Origin of the sequence: Pseudomonas sp. LAP_36, from assembly GCF_019456785.1 — a bacterium.
GTDB lineage: Bacteria > Pseudomonadota > Gammaproteobacteria > Pseudomonadales > Pseudomonadaceae > Aquipseudomonas > Aquipseudomonas tritici.
In genome coordinates this window covers 24,343-45,301 of the sequence record NZ_JAHZMS010000011.1, presented here as the reverse complement: position 1 = coordinate 45,301, position 20,959 = coordinate 24,343, and the positions used below count along the sequence as shown (strand labels likewise).

Below are 20,959 nucleotides of genomic sequence, written 5' to 3'. Positions count from 1 at the left end.
GAGCGTCAGCCCCCCGTTTTCAGGAGAACGAAATGTTCACCGGCATTATCGAATCCATCGGCAGCATCCGTGCAATGACCCCCAAAGGCGGCGATGTACGCCTGCTGGTTGAAACCGGCAAGCTCGACCTGGGCGACGTCAAGCTGGGCGACAGTATCGCCGTCAGTGGCGTGTGCCTGACCGTCATCGAGCTGCCGGGCAACGGTTTTGCCGCCGACGTCAGCCGGGAAACCCTGGACTGCACCGCGATGAGTGACCTTAAGGCCGGCAGCCCGGTCAACCTGGAAAAAGCCCTGACGCCGACCACCCGCCTCGGCGGCCACCTGGTCAGCGGCCACGTCGACGGCGTCGGCGAAGTCGTGGCGCGCAGCGAAAACGCGCGGGCCGTGGAATTCCGCATCCGCGCGCCCAAAGAGTTGGCCAAATACATTGCCCACAAAGGCTCGATCACCGTCGACGGTACCAGCCTGACCGTGAACGCCGTGAACGGCGCCGAATTTGAACTGACCATTATTCCCCACACCCTGAGCGAAACCATCATGGCGTCGTACCAGCCGGGTCGCCGGGTGAACCTTGAAGTCGACTTGCTTGCCCGTTATCTGGAGCGCCTATTGCTGGGCGACAAGGCCGCAGAGCCTGCTGCCAGTAACATCACCGAAAGTTTTCTGGCCGCTAATGGCTACCTGAAATCCTGACCAAGGGGGTGCCACGTGGCGCTCAATAGCATCGAAGAACTGGTTGAAGACATCCGCCAAGGCAAGATGGTCATCCTGATGGATGACGAAGACCGCGAGAACGAAGGCGACATCATCATGGCCGCCGAGGCCTGCCAGGCTGAGCACATCAACTTCATGGCCAAGCATGCCCGTGGGCTGATTTGCATGCCTATGAGCCGTGAGCGCTGCGAATTGCTCAAGCTGCCATTGATGGCGCCGCGCAATGGCTCGGGTTTTGGCACCAAGTTCACCGTATCGATTGAAGCCACCACCGGCGTCACCACCGGTATCTCTGCTGCTGACCGTGCGCGCACCGTGCAAGCCGCCGCCGCCAAAGACGCCAAGGCCGAAGACATCGTCAGCCCAGGCCACATCTTCCCGCTGATGGCCCAGCCGGGCGGCACCCTGGCTCGCGCCGGCCATACTGAAGCCGCCTGCGACCTGGCGCGCATGGCCGGTTTCGAACCGAGCGGGGTGATCTGCGAAGTGATGAACGACGACGGCACCATGGCTCGCCGTGCTGAACTGGAAGCCTTTGCCGCCGAACACAACATCAAGGTCGGCACCATTGCCGACCTGATTCACTACCGGATGATCCACGAACGTACCGTTCAGCGGATTGCCGAGCAGCCACTGGACAGCGAACTGGGCCAATTCAATTTGGTGACCTACCGTGATTCAGTGGAAGGCGACGTGCACATGGCCCTGACCCTGGGCACCATCTGTGCAGACGAACCAACCTTGGTGCGCGTGCACAACATGGACCCGCTGCGTGACCTGCTGATGGTCAAGCAACCGGGCCGTTGGAGCCTGCGCGCCGCCATGGCTGCGGTCTCCGAGGCGGGTAGCGGTGTGGTGTTGTTGCTGGGTAATCCGGTCGACGGCGATGTATTGCTGGCGCATATCCGCGAAACGGCTGACCACGTGGCGGTGAAAAAACCGACCACCTATAGCATCGTCGGTGCCGGTTCGCAGATCCTGCGTGACCTGGGCGTGCGCAAAATGCGCTTGATGAGTGCACCCATGAAATTTAATGCGATATCCGGTTTCGACCTGGAAGTAGTAGAATACGTGCCCTCCGAATAAAGGCCGGCGATTGTCGCCCCTTGTTTGCGGTTCAAATATCACTAAGGGGCGCGTCATACACGCGTCCCGGCTCTTTAAGAGATTTGTCGAATGACCCTGAAGACCATCGAAGGTACCTTCATCGCCCCCAAAGGCCGCTACGCCCTGGTAGTTGGCCGCTTCAACAGCTTCGTGGTTGAAAGCCTGGTGAGCGGTGCCGTGGACGCCCTGGTTCGCCACGGTGTGAGCGAAAGCGATATCACCCTTATCCGTGCCCCTGGCGCCTTCGAAATTCCACTGGTTGCGCAAAAAGTTGCTCAACAGGGTGAATACGCGGCCATCATCGCCCTGGGCGCGGTCATTCGTGGCGGTACTCCGCACTTCGAATACGTGGCTGGCGAATGCACCAAGGGCCTGGCCCAGGTGTCCATGGAGTTCGGCGTGCCGGTCGCCTTCGGCGTACTGACCGTTGATTCCATCGAGCAAGCCATCGAGCGTTCCGGCACCAAGGCCGGTAACAAAGGCGCTGAAGCTGCCCTGTCCGCCCTGGAAATGGTCAGCCTGCTGTCGCAGTTGGAGGCCAAGTGATTTCCGACGAGAGCGATCGTTTCAACCCACGCGACGAGCGTCCAGCCGACGCCGGTAAGCCGTCCAAGAACGAGAAGCGTCGCGCTGCTCGTCAACTGGCCACCCAGGCGCTGTATCAGCGTCAGATGGCGGGCGCCTCGCTGAACGAAATCGAAGCGCAGTTTCGCGTCGACAACGATTTCACCTTCGCCGACCTGCCGTACTTCCACGACATCCTGCACGGTGTGTATGCGCACCTGAGCGAGATCGACACGGCCCTGGCACCTTGCCTGGACCTGACCATCGAAGAACTGGACCCGGTTGAACTGTGCGTGATGCGCCTGTCCACCTGGGAACTGCTGTATCGCGTCGATGTGCCGTACCGCGTAGTGATCAACGAAGGCATCGAACTGGCGAAAGTCTACGGTTCGACCGACGGCCACAAGTTCGTCAACGGCGTGCTCGACAAGCTGGCCCCGCGCCTGCGTGAAGCCGAAGTGAAGGCGTACAAGCGCTAACCGGCGCTTGAGTCCTGTGGGCGAGTTTGAGCTGATCCGCAACTACTTCGCCGCCGCGCCTTGTGCGCAAGGCGGCGAAGGCATTGCCTTGGGGATCGGCGACGACTGCGCTTTGCTGGCGCTCCCTGCCGGGGAGCAACTGGCAATTTCTACCGATACATTGGTGGCCGGGGTGCACTTTTCGGACCCCTGCGACCCCTTCCTGCTCGGCCAACGCTCGTTGGCGGTGGCGGTGAGCGACCTGGCTGCCATGGGTGCCAACCCCCTCGCGTTTACCCTTGCCCTTACCACGCCGACGGTTGATGCCGATTGGCTGCAACGCTATGCCCTGGGTTTGAACCTCATGGCGCAACGCTGCGGCGTGGGCCTGGTGGGCGGCGATACCACACGCGGGCCCCTCAGCCTGACCCTGACCGTGTTTGGTCGTGTGCCGGCCGGGCAAGCCTTGACCCGCAGCGGTGCGCGGCCGGGTGACCTGCTGTGTGTCGGCGGCGAGCTGGGTAATGCCGCCGGGGCCTTGCCGCTGGTGTTGGGGCAGCGCAGCGCTGACGCGGCCATCGCCGAGCCGTTGCTGGCGCATTACTGGTCGCCACAACCGCAGTTGGCCTTGGGCCTGGCACTGCGCGGCAAGGCGACGTCCGCGATGGATATTTCCGACGGGCTTCTGGCCGATTGCGGGCATATCGCCAAGGCTTCGTCTGTCAGCCTGCTGATCGAGCGTCAACAGTTGCCCTTGTCCGGGGCGCTGCTGGCGTTTGTCGGCGATGACCAGGCACGCGTGGCGGCGTTGAGCGGGGGCGACGACTACGTGCTGGCGTTTACCCTGCCATCCGCCGAATTGGCGCCGCTGCAGGCCGCCGGCTGGCCGATCCATGTGATCGGCCGAGTCGAGGCGGGACAGGGCGTGACGCTGCTCGACGCTAACGGACAGGACATCACCCCCGCCATCCGTGGCTATCAACACTTTCGCGAGACGCGTGAATAGCAGCGCTGCATAGAAGCTGAACAAAGGCCAATCAAACCGATTGATCTTTATCAGCGATAATTCAGCTTAAGCGTCTGTAGGAACGTGCTGTTACAATGGCCGCCTCTGTAAAAACTGAAATCAGGAGCACATGGTGCCCATCGTTTTCGTCGCCGCTTCCAAGCTGCCTACCCCTTTTGCCACGTTCACCATGAGCGGCTTTCTTGAAGAAGCCACCGGGCGCGAGCACGTTGTGCTTAGCCTGGGCGATATCGCGGATGGCGCGCCGGTGCTTGGGCGTGTGCACTCCGAATGCCTGACCGGCGATGCACTGTTCAGCCAGCGTTGCGACTGCGGTTCGCAACTTGAAGCGGCTATGCGAGCTATCGCGCGCGAAGGCCGTGGCGTGCTGCTGTACTTGCGTCAGGAAGGCCGCGGCATTGGCCTGATGAACAAGATCCGCGCCTACGAGCTGCAAGATGGCGGTGCCGATACCGTGGAGGCCAACGAGCGCCTGGGCTTCGCCGCCGATCAGCGTGACTACGCGATCTGCCTGCCGATGTTGGAGTATCTGGGCGTCAAATCCCTGCGCCTGATGACCAATAACCCGCGCAAGGTCAAAGCCTTGACCGAAATGGGCATCACCGTTGCCGAGCGCGTGCCGTTGCACACCGGGCACAACCCGCATAACAAGCTCTACCTGGCCACCAAGGCCAGCAAGCTCGACCACATGATGGGCAACGAGCACCAGGGCGAGGTCGACCGCGCGTGACTCGTGGCCAGGTGAAACGGCGACTGTCCTTCAATTGGTGGCAGTACCTGGCGCTGGCGCTGCTCCCTTTGTTCGTGATCAACCTGGTATTTGGCAAGGCCCAGTCCTTGCTGCCGGTGCTCGCCATGCCGTTCTTTATTGCCGGCGTGGCCTCGATGTTCCTCAGCCTGCGCTACTTCAACGGCTATAAACATGCGTTGATCGCGACCTCCAAAGCCCTCGATACCCCCGAAGAACCGGCTGCCTGGATTACCTTGGCGGCGCGTCGGCGCGCGGCGTTGCTGGTTGCCGCCGTGCCAGCCTGGATCGGTGCGTTGGCGGTGTTTGTCGGCCTTGAAGCCGTGCCGCTGTTCCTGCTGGTGCTATCGACACTCGTGCTGTTTTACCTCTACCGCATCCCCCGTCAATTGGGATGAGGTGTCACTGGCTGGCGTTCCTGCTGCTGGCATTGAGTGCCCAGGCGTTGGCTGCCGAACGCGTGATCAGCCTGGCGCCATCGCTGTCTGAAATCGTCGCTGAACTGGGCGCTGCCGACCTGCTGGTGGGCGTGCTCGACGGCGGCGATCGCCCGGCAGCCTTGGCGCAAGTACCGTCGGTGGGGCGTTACGGCCAACTGGACATGGAGCGCCTGCTCAGTCTCAAGCCCGACCTGATCCTGCTGTGGCCCGGCAGTGTCGGCCCGGCCCAGCGTGAGCAGTTGCAGCGCCTGAACATTCCGGTGTACGTCGCCGAACCCCACAGCCTTGAACAACTCACCACCCAAGTGCAGGCCATCGCCGAACAATTAGGTCGGCCTGAAGCCGGTCGGCAGTTGGCTGCACAGTTGCGCCAGCGCCTGGCCGAACTGCGTCAGCGTTATCAGCGGGCCGAACCGTTGCGGGTGTTCTACCAAGTGTGGAACCAGCCGCTGTACACCGTGGGCGGCGGGCAGATCATCAGTGATGCCTTGAGTGTGTGCGGCACGCGCAATGTGTTTGACGACCTCACGCTGCCCGCGCCGCAGGTGAATATCGAGTCGGTGTTGCAGCGTGATCCCGAGTTGATTCTGGTGGGGGATCAGGCGCAGAAGGAGGCCTGGAAGGTCTGGCCGTCGATGGCGACGCGGGTGCGGGTGGTTCCGGACAAAGGCCTGGAGCGGCCCAGTGGGCAGATGTTGGAGGCGGTGGCGAGGTTGTGTCAGGTGATTGCACCTGACCTGTGACACCGCTATCGCAGGCAAGCCAGCTCCCACAGGGAAACGCATTCCAAATGTGGGAGCTGGCTTGCCTGCGATGAGGCCTGTACGGCCCACTCAGATCTCAGGTGTCCAGGTCACCCCAACCATCCACACCCGGCCTTCTTCACGGTAATCCTGATTGTTCAAGAACCCCGGGTCGTTATAGCTGTAACGCGCCCGTGCATACGACTTGTCCAACAGATTATCGACCTTCAGCGACAACGCCACTTCCCGATTCAACGCCCAACTGCTGCGCAATCCCAGCAAGGCATACCCGCCAAGGCGGTGTGTGTTGTCTTCATCGTCATAGCTGCTGCTGATGGCCTGCCAACTGGCACCTACCCCCAGTTTGTCGAACTGCCGATCCAGATCCAGGCTCAACGTACGCCGCGCCCGTCGGGCCAGGGTGTGGCCGCTGTCACGGTCGCGCGGGTCGATGACCGCAAGCCCCAGGTTGCCCTGCCACCCAAACAGCTCTTGCTTCAGCGCGGCCTCAACGCCATCGATGCGCGCCGACGCCACGTTTTGGGGCTTGCTGTTACTGTCGAGAATGATCGCGTCGCTCAAGTCGGTGCGGTACAGCGAGGCCTCCAGGCGCGTGCTGTCGCTCAACTGGCTGCGCCATTGCAGCTCGTAGCTTTTCGAGGTTTCGGGCTGCAGGTTGGGGTTGCTGTACTTCGTATCCGGGTAATACAGGTCGTTGAAGGTCGGCGCACGAAAGCCTTCGCTGTAGCTCAGCAGCACGTCGTTGTCGGGGTTGACCGGCACGGTGACGGTGCCGCTCCAGCTGTTCTGCCCGCCAAATTGCTGGTTCTGGTCGCGCCGTATCCCCAACTCGGTGGAAAACCATTGGCCGTGGAACCGATGTTGCACAAAAGCTGCACGGTTCCAGCGGCTGTTTTCGGTAAAGGTGGTGGAGCCGTGGAAGCGGTCTTCGTACCAGTCGCCGCCGAGAATCAGGCTGTTCTGGTCATTCAGCGTCAGGTCGTTCTGCCAGTTGACCGAGTCGCGGTACGTGTTGAACACGCTGAAGTCATCGCTGAGGGTGTCGCGCTTGGTGTCGCGGTTCTCGCTATGGCCCAGCTCCAGGCGCGATTGCCAGCGCTCGTTGAGCCTGGCATCGACATAGCCGCTGGCGCTGCTCACCGCGTAGTCGGTGTAGGGCTTTTGCCCAAGCGTTTGCCCGGTGGCGACGTCGTAGCGGCCGAAGCTGTTGTCGTACTCCGATTTGCCACGGTTATCCAACAGGTTGAAACCGGCCTCTAGCTCATCGCTGAAGGAATGGCTCAGGTTCAGGCTGAGTGACTGGTTGCGGTAGGCGTCGTGGTCGCCATCGCTTGGGAATGACGTGTGCGTCGAGTTGATGCCCGCGGTTTCATCCAGGCTCGCGCCGAGGTTGAAACGCGTGTGCTCATCACCGCCGGACAGGCCAAGGCTACGCTCCCAGGTCTGGTTGCTGCCGAAACCGAGCTTGAGGCGTGGTTGCAGGCCTTGCTCGGTATTACGCCGGGTAAACACCTGGATCACCCCGCCAATGGCATCGCTGCCGTAGATCACTGAGCGTGAACCGCGCAGCACTTCCACCCGTTCAATCTGGTCGACGTTCAGGTACTGCAAGCCGCTGTCACCGGAGGTGGTATTGGCGATGCGCTGACCGTCCACCAGCACCAGGCTCTGGGCGGATTTGGTGCCACGCATATAGATGCCGGGCAGGCTGCCGCGGCCGCCAGTCGGTGCTATTTGCACGCCAGGAACGCGGCTGAGCAGGTCGGTGAGGCTGGTGGGTTGCAGGCGATCGATGTCATCGCGGGTAAACACGCTGTTGGCGGCGCTGCTGTCGTTGCGCGCCTGCACCTGGCGGTTGGCGCTGATGACGACGTTGGGGAGTTTCAGGGCGTCGTCGCGGCTGTCTGCGAGCAGGTCGGTGGCAGGCAGAAGGAAAAGGGGCAAGGCATAGCGAAGGCGTTTCATTGGCTGTCCATGGCATTTAAAAACAATGCAAACCAATGTGGGAGCTGGCTTGCCTGCGATGCAGGCACCTCGGTCTGTCAGCGTAACCGAGGTGATGCTATCGCAGGCAAGCCAGCTCCCACATTTGAATGTTGTTTACAGGTTCAAGAGTGCCATGCGCTTGCGCACCGAAGCCTCAATCCCGGCCTCATCCAACCCGCACTCCGCCAGCATCTGCGCCGGCTTAGCGTGTTCGACGTACACATCCGGCAAGCCCAGGTGGAGCACTGACTTGAGGATATTCTCCCGTGCCAGGAACTCGCTGACCGCCGCACCAGCGCCACCCATGATGGCGTTTTCTTCGACGGTCACCAGCAGCTCGTGGCTACCGGCGATCTCGCGCACCAAGGCTTCATCCAGTGGTTTGACGAAACGCATGTCGACCACGGTCGCGTCGATCTTCTCGGCGACTTTCAGGGCTTCGGCCAGTTGCACGCCGAACACCAGGAATGCGGTCTTGCTGCCCTGGCGACGCACGATGCCTTTGCCGATCTCGATCGGCTCCAGGTCTTTTTCGATCACGGCATTCGGGCCATTGCCGCGAGGGTAGCGCACGGCCGCCGGGCCGTTGTACAGATGGCCGGTGCTGAGCATCTTGCGCAATTCGTTTTCGTCGCTCGGCGTCATCACCAGCATGCCGGGGATGCAGCGCAAGTAGGACAAGTCGAAGCTGCCCGCGTGGGTCGGGCCGTCTTCGCCGACCAAACCGGCGCGGTCGATGGCAAACAGCACGTCTAGGTTTTGCACCGCTACGTCATGCACCAACTGGTCGTAACCGCGTTGCAGGAACGTCGAGTAGATCGCTACTACCGGCTTGGCGCCTTCACAGGCCATGCCGGCGGCGAATGTAACTGCGTGCTGCTCGGCAATCGCCACGTCAAAGTAGCGCAGCGGGAAACGTTCGCTGAACGCCACCAGGTCGGAGCCTTCCTTCATCGCCGGAGTAATGCCCACCAGGCGCGGGTCGGCGGCGGCCATGTCGCACAGCCATTCGCCAAACACACCGGAATACTTAGGCCCGCTGGCTTTTTTCGGCGCAGCGGCGGGGGCGTCCAGCGGTTCCAGCTTGGTAATTGCGTGATAGCCGATCGGGTCGACTTCTGCCGGGGCAAAGCCTTTGCCTTTCTTGGTGACGATGTGCAGGAACTGCGGGCCCTTGAGGTCACGCATGTTGCGCAGGGTGGCAATCAGGGTCGGCAGGTCGTGGCCGTCGATAGGGCCGATGTAGTTCCAGCCCAGCTCTTCAAACAGGGTGCCAGGCACCAGCATGCCCTTGGCGTATTCTTCGGTGCGCCGGGCAATTTCCCACGCGCCGGGCAGGCGCGAGAGCACCTTCTTGCTGCCTTCGCGCATGCTGGCGTAAGTGCGGCTGGAGAGGATTTTTGCCAGGTAGTTGGACAGGCCACCGACATTGCGCGAGATCGACATGTCGTTGTCGTTGAGGATCACCAGCATGTTGGCGTCCACTTCCGGCGCATGGTTCAGCGCTTCGAAGGCCATGCCGGCAGTCAGCGCGCCATCACCAATCACGGCAATCGCCTTGCGATCGCTGCCTTGCAGACGGGCGGCAATCGCCATGCCCAGCGCTGCACTGATGGAGGTGCTGGAATGGCCGACGCCAAAGGTGTCGTACTCGCTCTCGGAGCGACGCGGGAAGGCAGCAACGCCGTCCTTCTGGCGCAGGGTGCCCATTTGCTCGCGGCGACCCGTAAGGATTTTATGCGGATACGCCTGATGGCCCACGTCCCACACCAGCCGGTCGTCCGGGGTGTCGAACACGTAGTGCAGGGCGATGGTCAGCTCGATGACGCCCAGGCCAGCACCAAAATGCCCACCGGTCTGGCCGACCGTGTAGAGCAATTCCAGGCGCAACTCATCGGCCAGGGTTTCCAGCTCGGCTTCACCCAACCGACGCAGGCCGTCCGGCGTGGCAGCACGGTCGAGCAGGGGCGTGGACGGGCGCTTGCGGGGAATCTCTTGAAACGTCGTGGGCATCAGGCGAATCGTTATAGGTATAGAAGAGGCGGCAGTTTACCTCAAGCATCGCAAACTGCCCACGCAGAGCGCCGAACTTGGCCGATATGCGGCTGAAATGGCCGCTGTAATCAGTGCCGGCGTTCGACGATATACCGCGCCAAGTCACGCAGTGGCTCGGCCGCCGCGTCGAAAGGTCGCAGGGCGTCCAGGGCCTGGTCGCGCAGTTCCAGGGCATAAGCCTTGGCCGATTCCAGCCCAAGCAGCGCAGGATAAGTCGGTTTGTCCCGTGCGATATCGGCGCCTTGGCGCTTGCCCAGGGTGGCGGTGTCACTTTCTACGTCGAGAATGTCGTCCTGCACCTGGAACGCCAGGCCAACGGCCAGCGCGTAGGTCTTCAGCGCCGCCAATTGAGGGGCTTCGGCCCGCCCACTGGCAAGGGCGCCCAAGTGCACGGCGGCTTCGATCAAGGCGCCGGTCTTGTGCCGGTGCATGTATTCCAGGGCGTGTTGATCAAGCTTCTGGCCCACCGAACCGAGGTCGATGGCTTGGCCACCGACCATACCGGCGGGCCCTGCAGCCACGGCCAGGGCGGTAACCATACGCAGACGGATGTCGGCGTTGACGCTGCTCAGCGCCGGGTCCAGCAGTGCGCTGAACGCCAGGCTTTGCAGGCCGTCACCGGCGAGGATCGCGCACGCTTCATCAAACGCTTTGTGGGTGGTCGGCTGGCCGCGACGCAAATCATCGTCGTCCATCGCCGGCAAATCGTCATGCACCAACGAATAGGCGTGAATCAACTCCACCGCACACGCCGCGCCATTCGCCTGTTCGGCCGGCGCGCCCAAGGCTTCACAGGCCGCATAGGCCAGCAACGGGCGCACGCGCTTGCCGCCATTCATCACGCTGTAGCGCATGGCTTCGTAGAGACGCTTGAGTTCGGGGCTTGGCGCGACAAACAAGGGTTCCAACGCCGCATTGACCCGGGCTTGGCTACTGGCCTGATACGCGTCGATCATTCGGGCTGTTCCGCATCGAAAGGTTCTTCGGCCAACTCCCCGTCGCGCTCCAGCAACACCTGGACCTTCTGTTCCGCCTGCGCCAAGGCGCTCTGGCAGTCACGGGTCAGGCCGATGCCTTGCTCAAACGCTGTCAACGAGTCTTCCAGCGACAACTCGCCGTTCTCCAGACGCTCGACCAGGGTTTGCAGGTCGGCGAGGGATTGTTCGAAATCGAGTGCAACTTTTTTGCGGGCCATGGCGGCTATTCCGGTAGACGGTAAACCGGCGCGACACTAGCAGACATGGGGATTCTGGGCAAATGAGCGGGGGTGTCATTCTCCCTCTGTACTGACCTGATACCGCGTGCTGCGGCCGCCTCCGGGGAGTCGGACCAGGCAGTTCTTTTCCAGCAGGTCAGCCAGATGCCTCGTGGCCGTGGCCTTGGATACCTTAGCCACCGCCTGGTACTGCGCGGCGCTGATGCCGTGCTCAAAACCTTTCTCGCCACCGTCGAGCAGACGGTTGAGCACCTTGATCTGTTGGGCAGACAAGGCGAGGTCACGGCGCTGCTGCCAAAACCGGCTCTTGTCCAATACCCGGTCAATCCGCGCCATGGCTTGTTGCACGCTGCGGAGCAATGTCTTGAGGAACCACGCCAACCAGTCGGTGATATCCAGCGTAGCTTTCTGACTGGACGCTAGCGCGTTGTAGTAACCGGCGCGGTCTTCGAGGATGCTGGCCGACATTGCATAAAAACGGATGGCCTGATGCTCGCCTTGGGCCAGCGCCAGGTCAGTGATTGCGCGGGTCAGGCGACCATTGCCGTCATCGAACGGGTGCAGCGTGACAAACCAGAAGTGCGCCACGCCGGCGCGTACCAAAGGGTCCAGCTCTGGTTGATGGCGGCTGGTTTCGAACCACGCCAGGAAGTCATCCAGCGCTTGCTCCAGGCCCAGGCGCGGCGGTGCTTCGAAATGAACCGTTGGTCGATCAAGTCGACCCGGCATCACTTGCATCGGCTCATCCCCCCTCAACGTCCCGACATTCAGCGCACGCGCGGCAAGGCCAGTTTCCGCATCCGGGAACAATAAATGGTGCCAATTCAGTAAGCGGGCAAGGGTGAAGGGTTGGTCGAATGGCTGTGTGGCATCCATCATCAGCTCGGCAAGGCCTTCGCTGCGGCGGCTTACCTGGCCGTTCAAGGGTTCCAAACCCAAACGGCGCGCCAGTGACGAGCGCACTGAGCCAACGTTCAGTTGTTCCCCCTCGATTGCCGAAGAGGTCAGGACATTTTGCAGCAACGCATCCAGCTCATTCTGCGCACTGACTGGCTGGCTGACGGCACCGAGCTTGCCCAGCAGCTTGCCTTGGGCTTGCCCGCACTCGCGCAACAACACCGCAAGGCGCCCAGGTTGCCAATGAAAGTGCGGCCAGTCGATGTGTTGCCAGATCCAGAACGGGCGATCCATGGAGGAGTACCTGAGAAGGTGAGCCGAATAGAAAAGCTATTCGGCTCATTTAGTGAGCCGATTATGTGTCCTATTCGGCTCACCTTCCATTCAGGTGGGCGCTGTTGTCGGTAAAAAGCATCGCCCCTGCGCGTCCTTTAATTGGGCTTCGAACTCAAGTAACCCTGTTTGCATCGTCTGCAGCGCAGCGATCTGTGTGGCTAATTGGTGTTTCTTTCCAGCGATAGCCTGGTCCGCCCGGTCCCAAGGCAGCGCGTCGCCTTGATGGCCTCGGAGAATGTCCTGCAACTCCTTGAGCTTGAAGCCCAGTTGCTGCGCGCACTTGATAAACATCAGCAACTCAACGCTTTGCTCCGAATAGACCCGGTACTGGCCCTGACGCTGCGGCGCAGGTAATAGCCCGATCGCCTCATAGTGACGAATTGCCTTGATGGTCGTGCCCGACAACTGCGCGGCTTTGCCGATGTACATGAAAATTCCCTTTTCCCAATAAAGCGCCGGTTTGTTTCAGCCACCTGGCCCGCTGCGCCGCAGTAGAGCCCAGTACCGGCCCGAACAGCAACGTCTTGATCGGCTTGATGCCACACAACCCCAGCGTGGTCTTGCGCATCTGATGGATGCCTGGCATGCGATAGAACCAGCGGTAGTACCACGGAGGGGTGTCCAGGGTCACCAACAGGTGCGCGGTCCGGCCTTTCAACAGTTTGTCAGGGAATGCCTTGCCAGCACGGTATTTGAAGGCAAAGCCGGGTAGGAACGTTCGATCGATGAAACCTTTCATCAAGGCAGGGATGCCGCCCCACCAGATCGGGAAAATGAACGTCAGATGGGTGGCCCATAAGATGTCGGATTGTGCGCGGAGCAGGTCGGGTTCCAGGGCTTGGACCTCGGAGTAGCCGGTGTGCAAGACGGGGTCGAAAGCCAGATCACCCAAGCGTAGGACGCGCACCTCATGGCCGGCGTCTTTTGCGGCGTGGACGTACGTTTCGGCCAGGGCTGAACAAAAGCTGGTAGCGGAGGGGTGGCCGAGGATAACTAGGGTGCGTGGGGTCATGGGAAAGATCCTGAACAGGGCGTTTCAGGGTAAGGGTTGCCGTATAGGGGAGAGTCAAGCGTGGGGCTGCAATACGCCAATCTGCAATTGCCAGCAGGACGTTTCTGTAACCGTTGAAAGGCCTTTCCTGAACCGCTTCTGGCCCCTTGTGACAGCACATGCCCCTGACTAGCCTCCCTTCAAACACAAGAGTGCAACGGCATGAGCGAAACCGTTATCGGTTTGACCCAACCGCCCGAGGGCTACAGCGACTGGCTGACTGACCTGAAAGGCCGCATCCATTCGGCGCAACAGCGCGCAACGCTGGCGGTAAACCGAGAGCTGGTGCTGCTTTACTGGCAGATCGGCCACGACATTTTGACCCGCCAGGCTGAGCAGGGCTGGGGCAGTAAAGTCATTGATCGTCTTGCCCAGGATTTGCGGGCGGCCTTTCCCAAAATGAAGGGTTTTTCACCACGTAATCTTAAGTACATGCGTGCTTTTGCGCAGGCATGGCCAGACTCGGAATTTGTGCAACAGGCTGCTGCACAATTGCCCTGGGGACACAATGTGGTGTTGCTGGACAAACTCCCTGGCCCCGAAACCCGCCGCTGGTACATCGCCCAGGCGATAGAACACAACTGGTCGCGCAATACGTTAGTCATGCAAATCGAAAATCGATTGCTGGAGCGCAGTGGCAAGGCCGTCAGCTATTTCGACAGCCATCTGCCCAAACCTCAATCCGATTTAGCGCGTGAATCGCTGAAAGACCCTTACCGTTTTGATTTCCTCAGCCTGGGCTTGGACGCGCAGGAGCGCGACATAGAAAACGCCTTGATCAAACACGTGACTGACTTTCTGTTGGAGCTGGGCGCGGGTTTTGCCTTCGTCGGCCAGCAAGTGCTGATCGACGTTGGGGGTGATGAATTCTTTGTCGACCTGTTGTTCTATCACCTGAAGCTGCGCTGCTACGTGGTGATCGAACTGAAGGCGGGCAAGTTCAAGCCCGAGCACCTGGGGCAGTTGAGTTTTTATCTCGCGGCCGTCGATGCCCAGCTCAAACACCCGCAAGATGGGCCAACGATTGGCCTGCTGCTGTGCAAGAGCAAAAACGAAGTCGTCGCCGAATATGCATTGCGCGACAACAACCGACCGATGGGTGTGGCTGAATATCAACTGGTTGAGTCGCTGCCCGCTGAGCTGCAAACGGTTTTGCCTAGCATTGAGCAGATCGAGCGGGAGCTGGCGGATTAGAGTGCGAGAGGGCTGCGAGCCCTAGAACCCTGGCGGAATATACCCCGGCACATACGGTATGTTGATGCACTTGCCATGGAGGATGCGGCCATCCTCAATCCTGAACAGCACGATCTTCTTGGCCTTGTTTACGGTGGCCTCAAGCTTGCAATCCGAACTGTGTCCAACGCTCTGGTAATACTCCGTATAAACCATGCCGTTTCCGGTGTGGTTCATTGAAGTTCCCGCGGCTTCGGTGGTGTTCCAGGAAGACGACTTGTACCAAGTCATCACCACCTGCGTTTCGCCACTGGGCCCGTTCTGCTTTTTCATCGAGTCGGGTTTGCCGAATAAATTCAGCGCTTCCTGAGCATCCCTGCCTTCCCAGCGCGATTGTGCAATCAGGTGGCAGCCGTTAATAAAAAGCGTGGCAGGTAACAAGAGTCCTGCCAGCAACAGCCTTGTCCATGTAGGCATAGTGAATCCTTCGTGTAGGTGCGTGCTGTTCAGGGCTTGTTGCCCAACATATCGTCGAGGTCATCGATCATCTGACTCTTCTCCTGAGTCGGCCCCAACTGCTGGAACATGGCCTTGGTGGTCTGGATCATCTGCAGGTGGGTCATCTTGCCCATGGCGATCGTGTCTTTGCTCTTGCCCGGTTCACAGACAAACGCGAGCGTGCGATCGAGCCAGAACTCCTTGGGCGTTTGCCAGGTTTTGGAGACCTTCAAGTGCTTGAGCGTGTAGGAAAATTGCGCGACCGACTGCCCGTTGAGGAAGCGCACTTTGCGCGTGGGGCACTGCACCTCGATGTTGTACACATCGATCATCGGCTTGCCCGGGTCCTCATACACCAGAGTGACGGCCACCAACTGGGCGCCCTTGGTATGGTTCGAACGCACCACGGAAGTACGGTCGGCCACATACATCACGTTTTGATGCGCCCGGCCGTTGCCGTAGATGATCCACCAGTCGCCGACAGGTTCTTGCTCGTCGGCGAGCGCCCACGTGGCACTGGCCAGTAAGGCTGTCAGGAGTGCCAGGTAGTGTCCGGCCTTGGTTAGCGTATTCAACTGAGTTCTTCCTTGAGGCTTCAAACACCTGAAGGACTTTAGTGTTGCGCCTGCACAGTAACAATTAGGGCAAGTGTGCTAATGGCGTACTGCTAGCTCCACGAAAAAAGCCTGCTTTTTCAGGGCAGGCTGATTGAATGAAACGGTTGGCTTAGTCCTTACGTGCCGTCAGCGCCGAGTAACCATTCATCAAGTTGCGGTAGTTCGGAATACGCTGGGACAACAGATTGCCCAGGCCTTCGATATCGTTGCGCCAGTCGCGATGCAGCTCACAGGCCACCGAGAACCAGTTCATCATTTGCGCACCGGCTTGGGTCATCCGGCTCCACGCCGCCTGCTGCACGGTGGTGTTGAACGTGCCCGAGGCATCGGTTACCACAAACACATCAAAGCCTTCCGCCAGTGCCGACAAGGTAGGGAACGCGACGCACACATCCGTGACCACACCGGCAATGATGATCTGCTTGCGGCCGGTAGCCTTGATCGCCTTGACGAAGTCTTCGTTGTCCCACGCATTGATCTGGCCAGGGCGAGCGATGTACGGCGCGTCCGGGAACATTTCTTTCAGCTCCGGCACCAGCGGGCCGTTGGGACCTTGTTCGAAGCTGGTGGTGAGGATGGTCGGCAGGTTGAAGAACTTGGCCAGGTCCGCCAGGGCGAGCACGTTGTTCTTGAACTCGTTAGGGGAGAAGTCTTGCACCAGGGAGATCAGGCCGGTCTGGTGGTCGACCAGTAGAACTACGGCGTCGTCTTTGTTCAAGCGATTGTAGGTTGGCGTGCTCATGGTTGAATCCTTTTTTGTTTAAGTGGGTTTGGCGTTGCGTTCAGCATGGGCACAGATTAATGGGTGGTTGGCGGGTGATAAATCGGCTGTGGCGTGTCTTACCGTCAACCTGTAAGAGACAATCGAAAGGCAGGTATTTTTTGCCCATTGGGCGTCGGCGCGAAGGTCACCTCAAGCCGTTGCCCGATCTGCAGCTGTTGCCTGTCCTCGCACTCGATGACGGACAACATTGTCGGTCCCTCGTCGAGCGTTACGTAAGCGATGCAATACGCTTCATCGTCTCGCCCGCTGTAGCTGAAGCTGTACAAGGTGGCGTTGCCGCTGGCGACGATCCAGTCGGTGGCTGCACTGCCGGTAAAAGGGCTGTGGTCGCGGGGGTAGAAAAAGGCCTTGCCAGTGTCGAGGCAGCGGCGCAGCAGCAGTTGCTCCCGGTTGGCCGCTTCCCAGAACGGCGCGCTTTCGGGGGTGATGTGCGGTGAGGTCAGGTGCATATCAGAGTCGCTCCAGAATGAGAGTAGCGCTGCCATGCCGTGAGCCCAGCAATCCACCGGTGCCGTGGGCCAGGGCCAGCGCGCAGTCAGGCCTTTGCACCGCTGGGTGTGCCTCGCCACGTAACTGACGCACAGCCTCTATCAGCCTGGCCATGCCGCCGCGATTGCCGGGGTGGTTGTTGCACAGCCCGCCACCGTCGGTATTGATCGCCAACGGGCCCACGCCGCTGATCAATTTACCGTCGGCAACGAAAGCACCGCCCTCGCCGGGGGGGCAGAAGCCTAGGTTTTCCAGCTGGATCAATACGGTGATGGTGAAGCTGTCGTACAGCGAGGCGTAGCGGATGTCGCTGGGTTTGAGCCGTGCCTCGGCGAAGGCATCGGCGCCAGACTTCACCGCGCCCGAAGCCAGCAGGTCGAAGTAGCCGCCGTTCAGATGACTGAGTGAATAACCTGCACCGATGGGTGTAATCAGCGGCCGCTTGAGTGCCTGCGCAATGGACGGATGAACCACCACCAACGCGCCACCGCCGTCGCTGATCACACAACAATCCAAGCGTCGCAACGGGGCGGCGATCAGCGGTGAGTTCAGCACATCGTCCACCGTCACTATGTTGCGCAACATCGCCAGGGGGTTGTGCTGTGCATGGTGCGACGCTGCGACTTTGATCCAGGCCAGTTGCTCGGCGGTGGTGCCGTGCTCGTACTGATGGCGCATCGCGCACATCGCGTACAGGTTGGTCACGGCGGCGCCGTAGGGCATTTCAAAGGGGCCTTCGCAGGTGGTTTGGGGCTGATCGAGGTGGCTGGCGTCCGGCCGTTGGCGCCTGGCACGCGGGCGTCCGGCTTGGGTGATCAGGGCGACGGTGCAGCGCCCGTCGGCAATCGCGCGTGTAGCTTGGGCGACGTGATGCAGGTAGGACGAACCCCAGCTTTCTGTGGTCTCCAAGTGCCGAGGATGAATGCCCAGGTACTCGACCATGGAAAAAGGCCCTACACCCGGAGCATCCCAACCGGGTACGTCGCCGGCGCAAAAGTAGCCGTCCACGTCGCTGAGGCTCAGCCCCGCATCCGCCAGGGCGCCGCGGGCCACGTCCGCGTGCAATTGCGCGAGGGAGCGGTCCACCGCATGCCGTGTGGGATGTTCGTAGGCGCCGACGATAAATGCGTTGCCCTTCATGGTTAACGACTCCGGCGGGCGTATTCGATGAAAAACGCCAGCGCCTGCGGATCGCGCATGGCGCTGAGGTTGGCGACGTTTTGCGGCTCGTGCCCCATCAGGATTCGGCGCACCGGCACTTCCATTTTTTTACCGGTCAGCGTCAGGGGAATCAGCGGCACCGCGAGGATCTGGTCCGGTACATGCCGGGGCGTACACGCCTGGCGCAGGCATTCACGCACGCGCTGCTGCAAGGCATCGTCCAGCACCGCGCCGTGACGCAGTTGGACAAACAGCGGCATGAAAAAACCGCCTTCGGGCAGGTCCAGATTCACGATCAGCGCATCGTCGATTTCTGCGATGGGCTCCAATGCCCGGTAGATTTCTGCTGTACCGATCCGCACCCCAAAGCGGTTCAGCGTGGCGTCCGAACGCCCCAGCACCTGGCAACCGCCACGGGCATTGAGCAAGAAAAAATCCCCATGGCGCCACACCCCTGGCCAGGGTTGGAAATAGCTTTCGCGGTAGCGCTCGCCCCCAGTGTCATCCCAAAAGTACACCGGCATCGACGGCATGGGCGACGTCACCACCAACTCGCCAACCTGTTCAACCACCGGCCGACCATTTTCATCAAACGCATGAACCGCCACACCCAGGGCGCGCGCCTGGATTTCACCGGCATACACCGGCAGCGTCGGCACGCCGCTTACCAGGCCCGTGCAAATGTCCGTGCCCCCGCTGCCCGTGGTCACCCAGATATCCGTTTTGAGGTTGCGGTAAAACCAGGCATTGCACTGCGGCGAAACCGGCGAGCCAACCGGCATCACGGTGCGCAGCGCGCCCAGGTCAAAGCGCTCACGGGGCACTACGTCGTAGCGTTTCATCAACTCGATATAAGTGGGGCTGGTGCCGAAAAAGCTGGCGCGGCTGTCCTGCACGATCTGCCACAGCGTATCGATGTTCGGCCAGGTCGGATGGCCGTCATAGAGCACTGGCCGTACTCCGCAGAGCAGGGCGCTGAACAAGGTGTTCCACATCATCCAGCCGGTGGTGGTGAAGATGAATGCTGTATCACCGGGGCGAAAATCCAGGTGTAGATGCAGTGCCTTCAGTTGCTCCAGAAGTATCCCGCCATGGCTGTGTACGATGGCTTTGGGCAAGCCAGTCGTGCCGGAAGAAAACAGCACCCATAACGGATGATCGAAGGGCAATTGTTCGCAGTGGAAATCGGCAGCGGGCACCGTAGGCCGCCGGAGCAAGGCGCGCCAATCGATGGCGTTGGCAACCGTCAGCGGTTCATCGGGAAACAGCGCTGGCAGCACGATGACGTGTTCGATACTGCCCAGCTCGCGGGCAATGTGCCGGACCTGTTCGCGTCGATCAAACGCCTTGCCGCCATAGCGATAACCGTCCACCGCCAACAGCACCTTCGGCGACAATTGCCGCACCCGGTCCAGCACGCCCTCCGCACCGAAATCCGGCGAGCAACTGGCCCAGACCGCACCGATGGCCGCACAGGCACACAGCGCGATCATCGCCTCGGGAACATTTGGCAAATAAGCCACCACTCGATCACCCGGCATCACGCCCACTTCCCGTAGGTAGGTCGCCAGGGTGCGAACCTGACGGGCGAAGTCACTCCACGGCAGGCCTTGCAAGGCAACCGTTTCACTCTGGTAGAGCAGTGCGTCGCCTTCGCGTTCATTGCGCAGAATGTGTTCGGCAAAATTCAGTCGCGCACCGGGAAACCACTGCGCACCGGGCATCGCACGGTCACCCAGCACCGCTTGGTGAGGGCTACTGGCCTGAATGTGAAAATGATCCCAGATCGATTGCCAGAACGCTTCCGGCTCATCGACGGACCACTGCCATAGCGGGTGGTAATCGGCGAATCTGAGCTTGCGTTCGTGCCTCAGCCAACTCAGGTAGTGAGTGAGGCAAGCGTGTTGAAGAAGCTCAGGGGAGGGCTGCCAGAGCAGTTGCCCCTGGGCCACGTCGTTGAATGCAGTCGCCACGATAAAAGACCTCTGACGTTGTTGTTATTCGGGTCATGGGGTGCTCTTGCGTGGCGGACTGTAGCGACAAATTGTACGACGTACAATTGGTGGTGTGTCTGGTTTTGCTGTGCGAATTTTCAGCGGCGGGCAGCCAGGGTTTCCAGGCCGCAGAGGAGGGTGTCGACGTAGAACGTGAAGCTCTCATCCAGCGCCGCGTGCACGCCATTTTGCCAGCGCAGGCTGAAACCGCGATTGCTCAGTTGGTCCATATTCTGCGCGAGCGTGGGGTGCTGTTCTGCATCGATGGCCCGCAGCTTCTCCTGCACTTGGCATTGCCATGCCTCGGTATTATCCGGCAATGGCGCGTACTCCAGCGTCGTGAAACCGGTAAGAGCAGCGATAAACGTATTGTAGGCGGCGGCCAGGGAAGGGCCGCTGAAACCCGCTTGTTGCAGTGCTGCCAACACACCCTCGACCAACGTGAAGTCGGTGCTGGCGTTGGACACCAATTGCGAACCCAACAACGGCGCGATGTTCGGATGCTGGTGCACGGCATCATGGCAGTTGACCATCGCCGCACGCAGGTAGTCCTGCCAGCGCCGCTCCTGAGGCTCTGGCGCAACGTGTTCCAGGACTTTGGCCAGCACTTCACTCAACAACAACTCGCGTGATGAGACGTACCAATAGATGGCCGTCGGGTACACACCCAGGCTGCTGGCCAGGTTGCGCAGGCTGCATTTGTCCAGGCCTTCGCGATCGATCAACGCCAGGGCGGCGGTGATGATGGCGTCTTTGTTCAGTGGGCTCTTTGCATCTTCGCCAGCGGTTTTTTTACGCCTGCCTCGTGGGTTTGCGGTTTTGCTGGTCATTATTGTGGGTTCCGGTTGAGCGACGGCGAAAGGATAGCGGTTCACCGA

General features: G+C 60.6%; 23 protein-coding genes. 9 read left to right on the top strand and 14 right to left on the bottom strand.

What is annotated here, in order from left to right; genetic code table 11:
* Positions 1–32: 32 nt before the first annotated feature.
* The 8 genes from JBO08_RS25485 (at position 33) to JBO08_RS25450 (ending at position 5,803) form a co-directional block, all read left to right on the top strand.
* Positions 33–695, top strand: a complete 663-nt coding sequence (locus tag JBO08_RS25485; RefSeq protein ID WP_065908997.1) for a riboflavin synthase — start codon at positions 33–35, stop codon at positions 693–695.
* 15 nt (positions 696–710) lie between these two features.
* Positions 711–1,802, top strand: a complete 1,092-nt coding sequence (gene ribBA / locus JBO08_RS25480) for a bifunctional 3,4-dihydroxy-2-butanone-4-phosphate synthase/GTP cyclohydrolase II (protein WP_065873721.1) — start codon at positions 711–713, stop codon at positions 1,800–1,802.
* 90 nt (positions 1,803–1,892) lie between these two features.
* A complete protein-coding gene (gene ribE / locus JBO08_RS25475; RefSeq protein WP_003194576.1) occupies positions 1,893–2,369 on the top strand; it encodes a 6,7-dimethyl-8-ribityllumazine synthase in 477 nt (158 codons plus the stop codon).
* Positions 2,366–2,866, top strand: coding sequence for a transcription antitermination factor NusB (gene nusB / locus JBO08_RS25470; protein ID WP_065873720.1), 501 nt, complete (start codon positions 2,366–2,368; stop codon positions 2,864–2,866). The genes ribE and nusB overlap by 4 nt, the downstream gene beginning before the upstream one ends.
* A 16-nt stretch (positions 2,867–2,882) precedes the next feature.
* Entirely contained in the window at positions 2,883–3,851 is a 969-nt protein-coding gene (gene thiL, locus JBO08_RS25465; RefSeq protein WP_065873719.1) for a thiamine-phosphate kinase, read from the top strand.
* A gap of 133 nt (positions 3,852–3,984) precedes the next feature.
* Positions 3,985–4,602, top strand: coding sequence for a GTP cyclohydrolase II (ribA, locus tag JBO08_RS25460; protein ID WP_065873737.1), 618 nt, complete (start codon positions 3,985–3,987; stop codon positions 4,600–4,602).
* The gene (locus JBO08_RS25455; protein ID WP_065891191.1) at positions 4,599–5,018 is read left to right on the top strand and encodes an MFS transporter; all 420 of its coding nucleotides are present in this window, start codon (positions 4,599–4,601) and stop codon (positions 5,016–5,018) included. Before ribA ends, JBO08_RS25455 begins: the two co-directional genes overlap by 4 nt.
* The gene (locus tag JBO08_RS25450; RefSeq protein ID WP_065873717.1) at positions 5,015–5,803 is read left to right on the top strand and encodes a cobalamin-binding protein; all 789 of its coding nucleotides are present in this window, start codon (positions 5,015–5,017) and stop codon (positions 5,801–5,803) included. Before JBO08_RS25455 ends, JBO08_RS25450 begins: the two co-directional genes overlap by 4 nt.
* Positions 5,804–5,893: 90 nt before the next feature.
* On the opposite strand, the gene JBO08_RS25445 is transcribed toward JBO08_RS25450, so the two are convergent.
* The 7 genes from JBO08_RS25445 to JBO08_RS25415 form a co-directional block, all read right to left on the bottom strand.
* The gene (locus tag JBO08_RS25445; RefSeq protein WP_065873716.1) at positions 5,894–7,789 is read right to left on the bottom strand and encodes a TonB-dependent receptor domain-containing protein; all 1,896 of its coding nucleotides are present in this window, start codon (positions 7,787–7,789) and stop codon (positions 5,894–5,896) included.
* Between the two features lie 135 nt (positions 7,790–7,924).
* Positions 7,925–9,823, bottom strand: coding sequence for a 1-deoxy-D-xylulose-5-phosphate synthase (gene dxs / locus JBO08_RS25440; protein ID WP_065945950.1), 1,899 nt, complete (start codon positions 9,821–9,823; stop codon positions 7,925–7,927).
* A gap of 110 nt (positions 9,824–9,933) precedes the next feature.
* The gene (gene ispA / locus JBO08_RS25435; protein ID WP_065881125.1) at positions 9,934–10,821 is read right to left on the bottom strand and encodes a (2E,6E)-farnesyl diphosphate synthase; all 888 of its coding nucleotides are present in this window, start codon (positions 10,819–10,821) and stop codon (positions 9,934–9,936) included.
* Positions 10,818–11,060 (bottom strand): exodeoxyribonuclease VII small subunit, encoded by a 243-nt coding sequence (locus JBO08_RS25430; RefSeq protein ID WP_003176346.1) that lies wholly within the window; start codon positions 11,058–11,060, stop codon positions 10,818–10,820. The genes ispA and JBO08_RS25430 overlap by 4 nt, the downstream gene beginning before the upstream one ends.
* Positions 11,061–11,135: 75 nt before the next feature.
* On the bottom strand, positions 11,136–12,272 hold the full coding sequence (locus JBO08_RS25425; RefSeq protein ID WP_065945951.1) for a Fic family protein: 1,137 nt from the start codon (positions 12,270–12,272) through the stop codon (positions 11,136–11,138).
* Positions 12,273–12,362: 90 nt separating this feature from the next.
* Positions 12,363–12,743: a MerR family transcriptional regulator gene (locus tag JBO08_RS25420; protein WP_065908986.1), complete on the bottom strand. Its 381-nt coding sequence runs from the start codon at positions 12,741–12,743 to the stop codon at positions 12,363–12,365.
* Complete coding sequence (locus JBO08_RS25415) at positions 12,682–13,326, bottom strand: NAD(P)H-dependent oxidoreductase (protein ID WP_065908983.1); 645 nt, start codon at positions 13,324–13,326, stop codon at positions 12,682–12,684. Before JBO08_RS25415 ends, JBO08_RS25420 begins: the two co-directional genes overlap by 62 nt.
* Positions 13,327–13,527: 201 nt before the next feature.
* On the opposite strand from JBO08_RS25415, the gene JBO08_RS25410 reads away from it, so the two are divergent.
* Positions 13,528–14,559, top strand: a complete 1,032-nt coding sequence (locus JBO08_RS25410) for a YhcG family protein (protein ID WP_065945952.1) — start codon at positions 13,528–13,530, stop codon at positions 14,557–14,559.
* Positions 14,560–14,580: 21 nt separating this feature from the next.
* Here the strand turns inward: JBO08_RS25410 and JBO08_RS25405 are convergent, their stop codons facing one another.
* The 7 genes from JBO08_RS25405 to JBO08_RS25375 all read right to left on the bottom strand — a co-directional run bounded on the left by JBO08_RS25405 (position 14,581) and on the right by JBO08_RS25375 (position 20,911).
* Complete coding sequence (locus JBO08_RS25405; RefSeq protein ID WP_065873710.1) at positions 14,581–15,015, bottom strand: hypothetical protein; 435 nt, start codon at positions 15,013–15,015, stop codon at positions 14,581–14,583.
* Positions 15,016–15,044: 29 nt separating this feature from the next.
* Complete coding sequence (locus tag JBO08_RS25400; protein ID WP_065873709.1) at positions 15,045–15,611, bottom strand: hypothetical protein; 567 nt, start codon at positions 15,609–15,611, stop codon at positions 15,045–15,047.
* 151 nt (positions 15,612–15,762) lie between these two features.
* Positions 15,763–16,395: an isochorismate family cysteine hydrolase YcaC gene (gene ycaC, locus JBO08_RS25395; protein WP_049711340.1), complete on the bottom strand. Its 633-nt coding sequence runs from the start codon at positions 16,393–16,395 to the stop codon at positions 15,763–15,765.
* A gap of 104 nt (positions 16,396–16,499) precedes the next feature.
* Positions 16,500–16,886, bottom strand: coding sequence for a Zn-ribbon domain-containing OB-fold protein (locus JBO08_RS25390; RefSeq protein WP_065908978.1), 387 nt, complete (start codon positions 16,884–16,886; stop codon positions 16,500–16,502).
* Between the two features lies 1 nt (position 16,887).
* Positions 16,888–18,066 (bottom strand): thiolase domain-containing protein, encoded by a 1,179-nt coding sequence (locus JBO08_RS25385; protein ID WP_065873707.1) that lies wholly within the window; start codon positions 18,064–18,066, stop codon positions 16,888–16,890.
* A gap of 2 nt (positions 18,067–18,068) precedes the next feature.
* Positions 18,069–20,060, bottom strand: a complete 1,992-nt coding sequence (locus JBO08_RS25380) for an acetoacetate--CoA ligase (RefSeq protein WP_065945953.1) — start codon at positions 20,058–20,060, stop codon at positions 18,069–18,071.
* Positions 20,061–20,179: 119 nt separating this feature from the next.
* Positions 20,180–20,911, bottom strand: a complete 732-nt coding sequence (locus tag JBO08_RS25375) for a TetR/AcrR family transcriptional regulator C-terminal domain-containing protein (RefSeq protein WP_065873705.1) — start codon at positions 20,909–20,911, stop codon at positions 20,180–20,182.
* Positions 20,912–20,959: the final 48 nt, after the last annotated feature.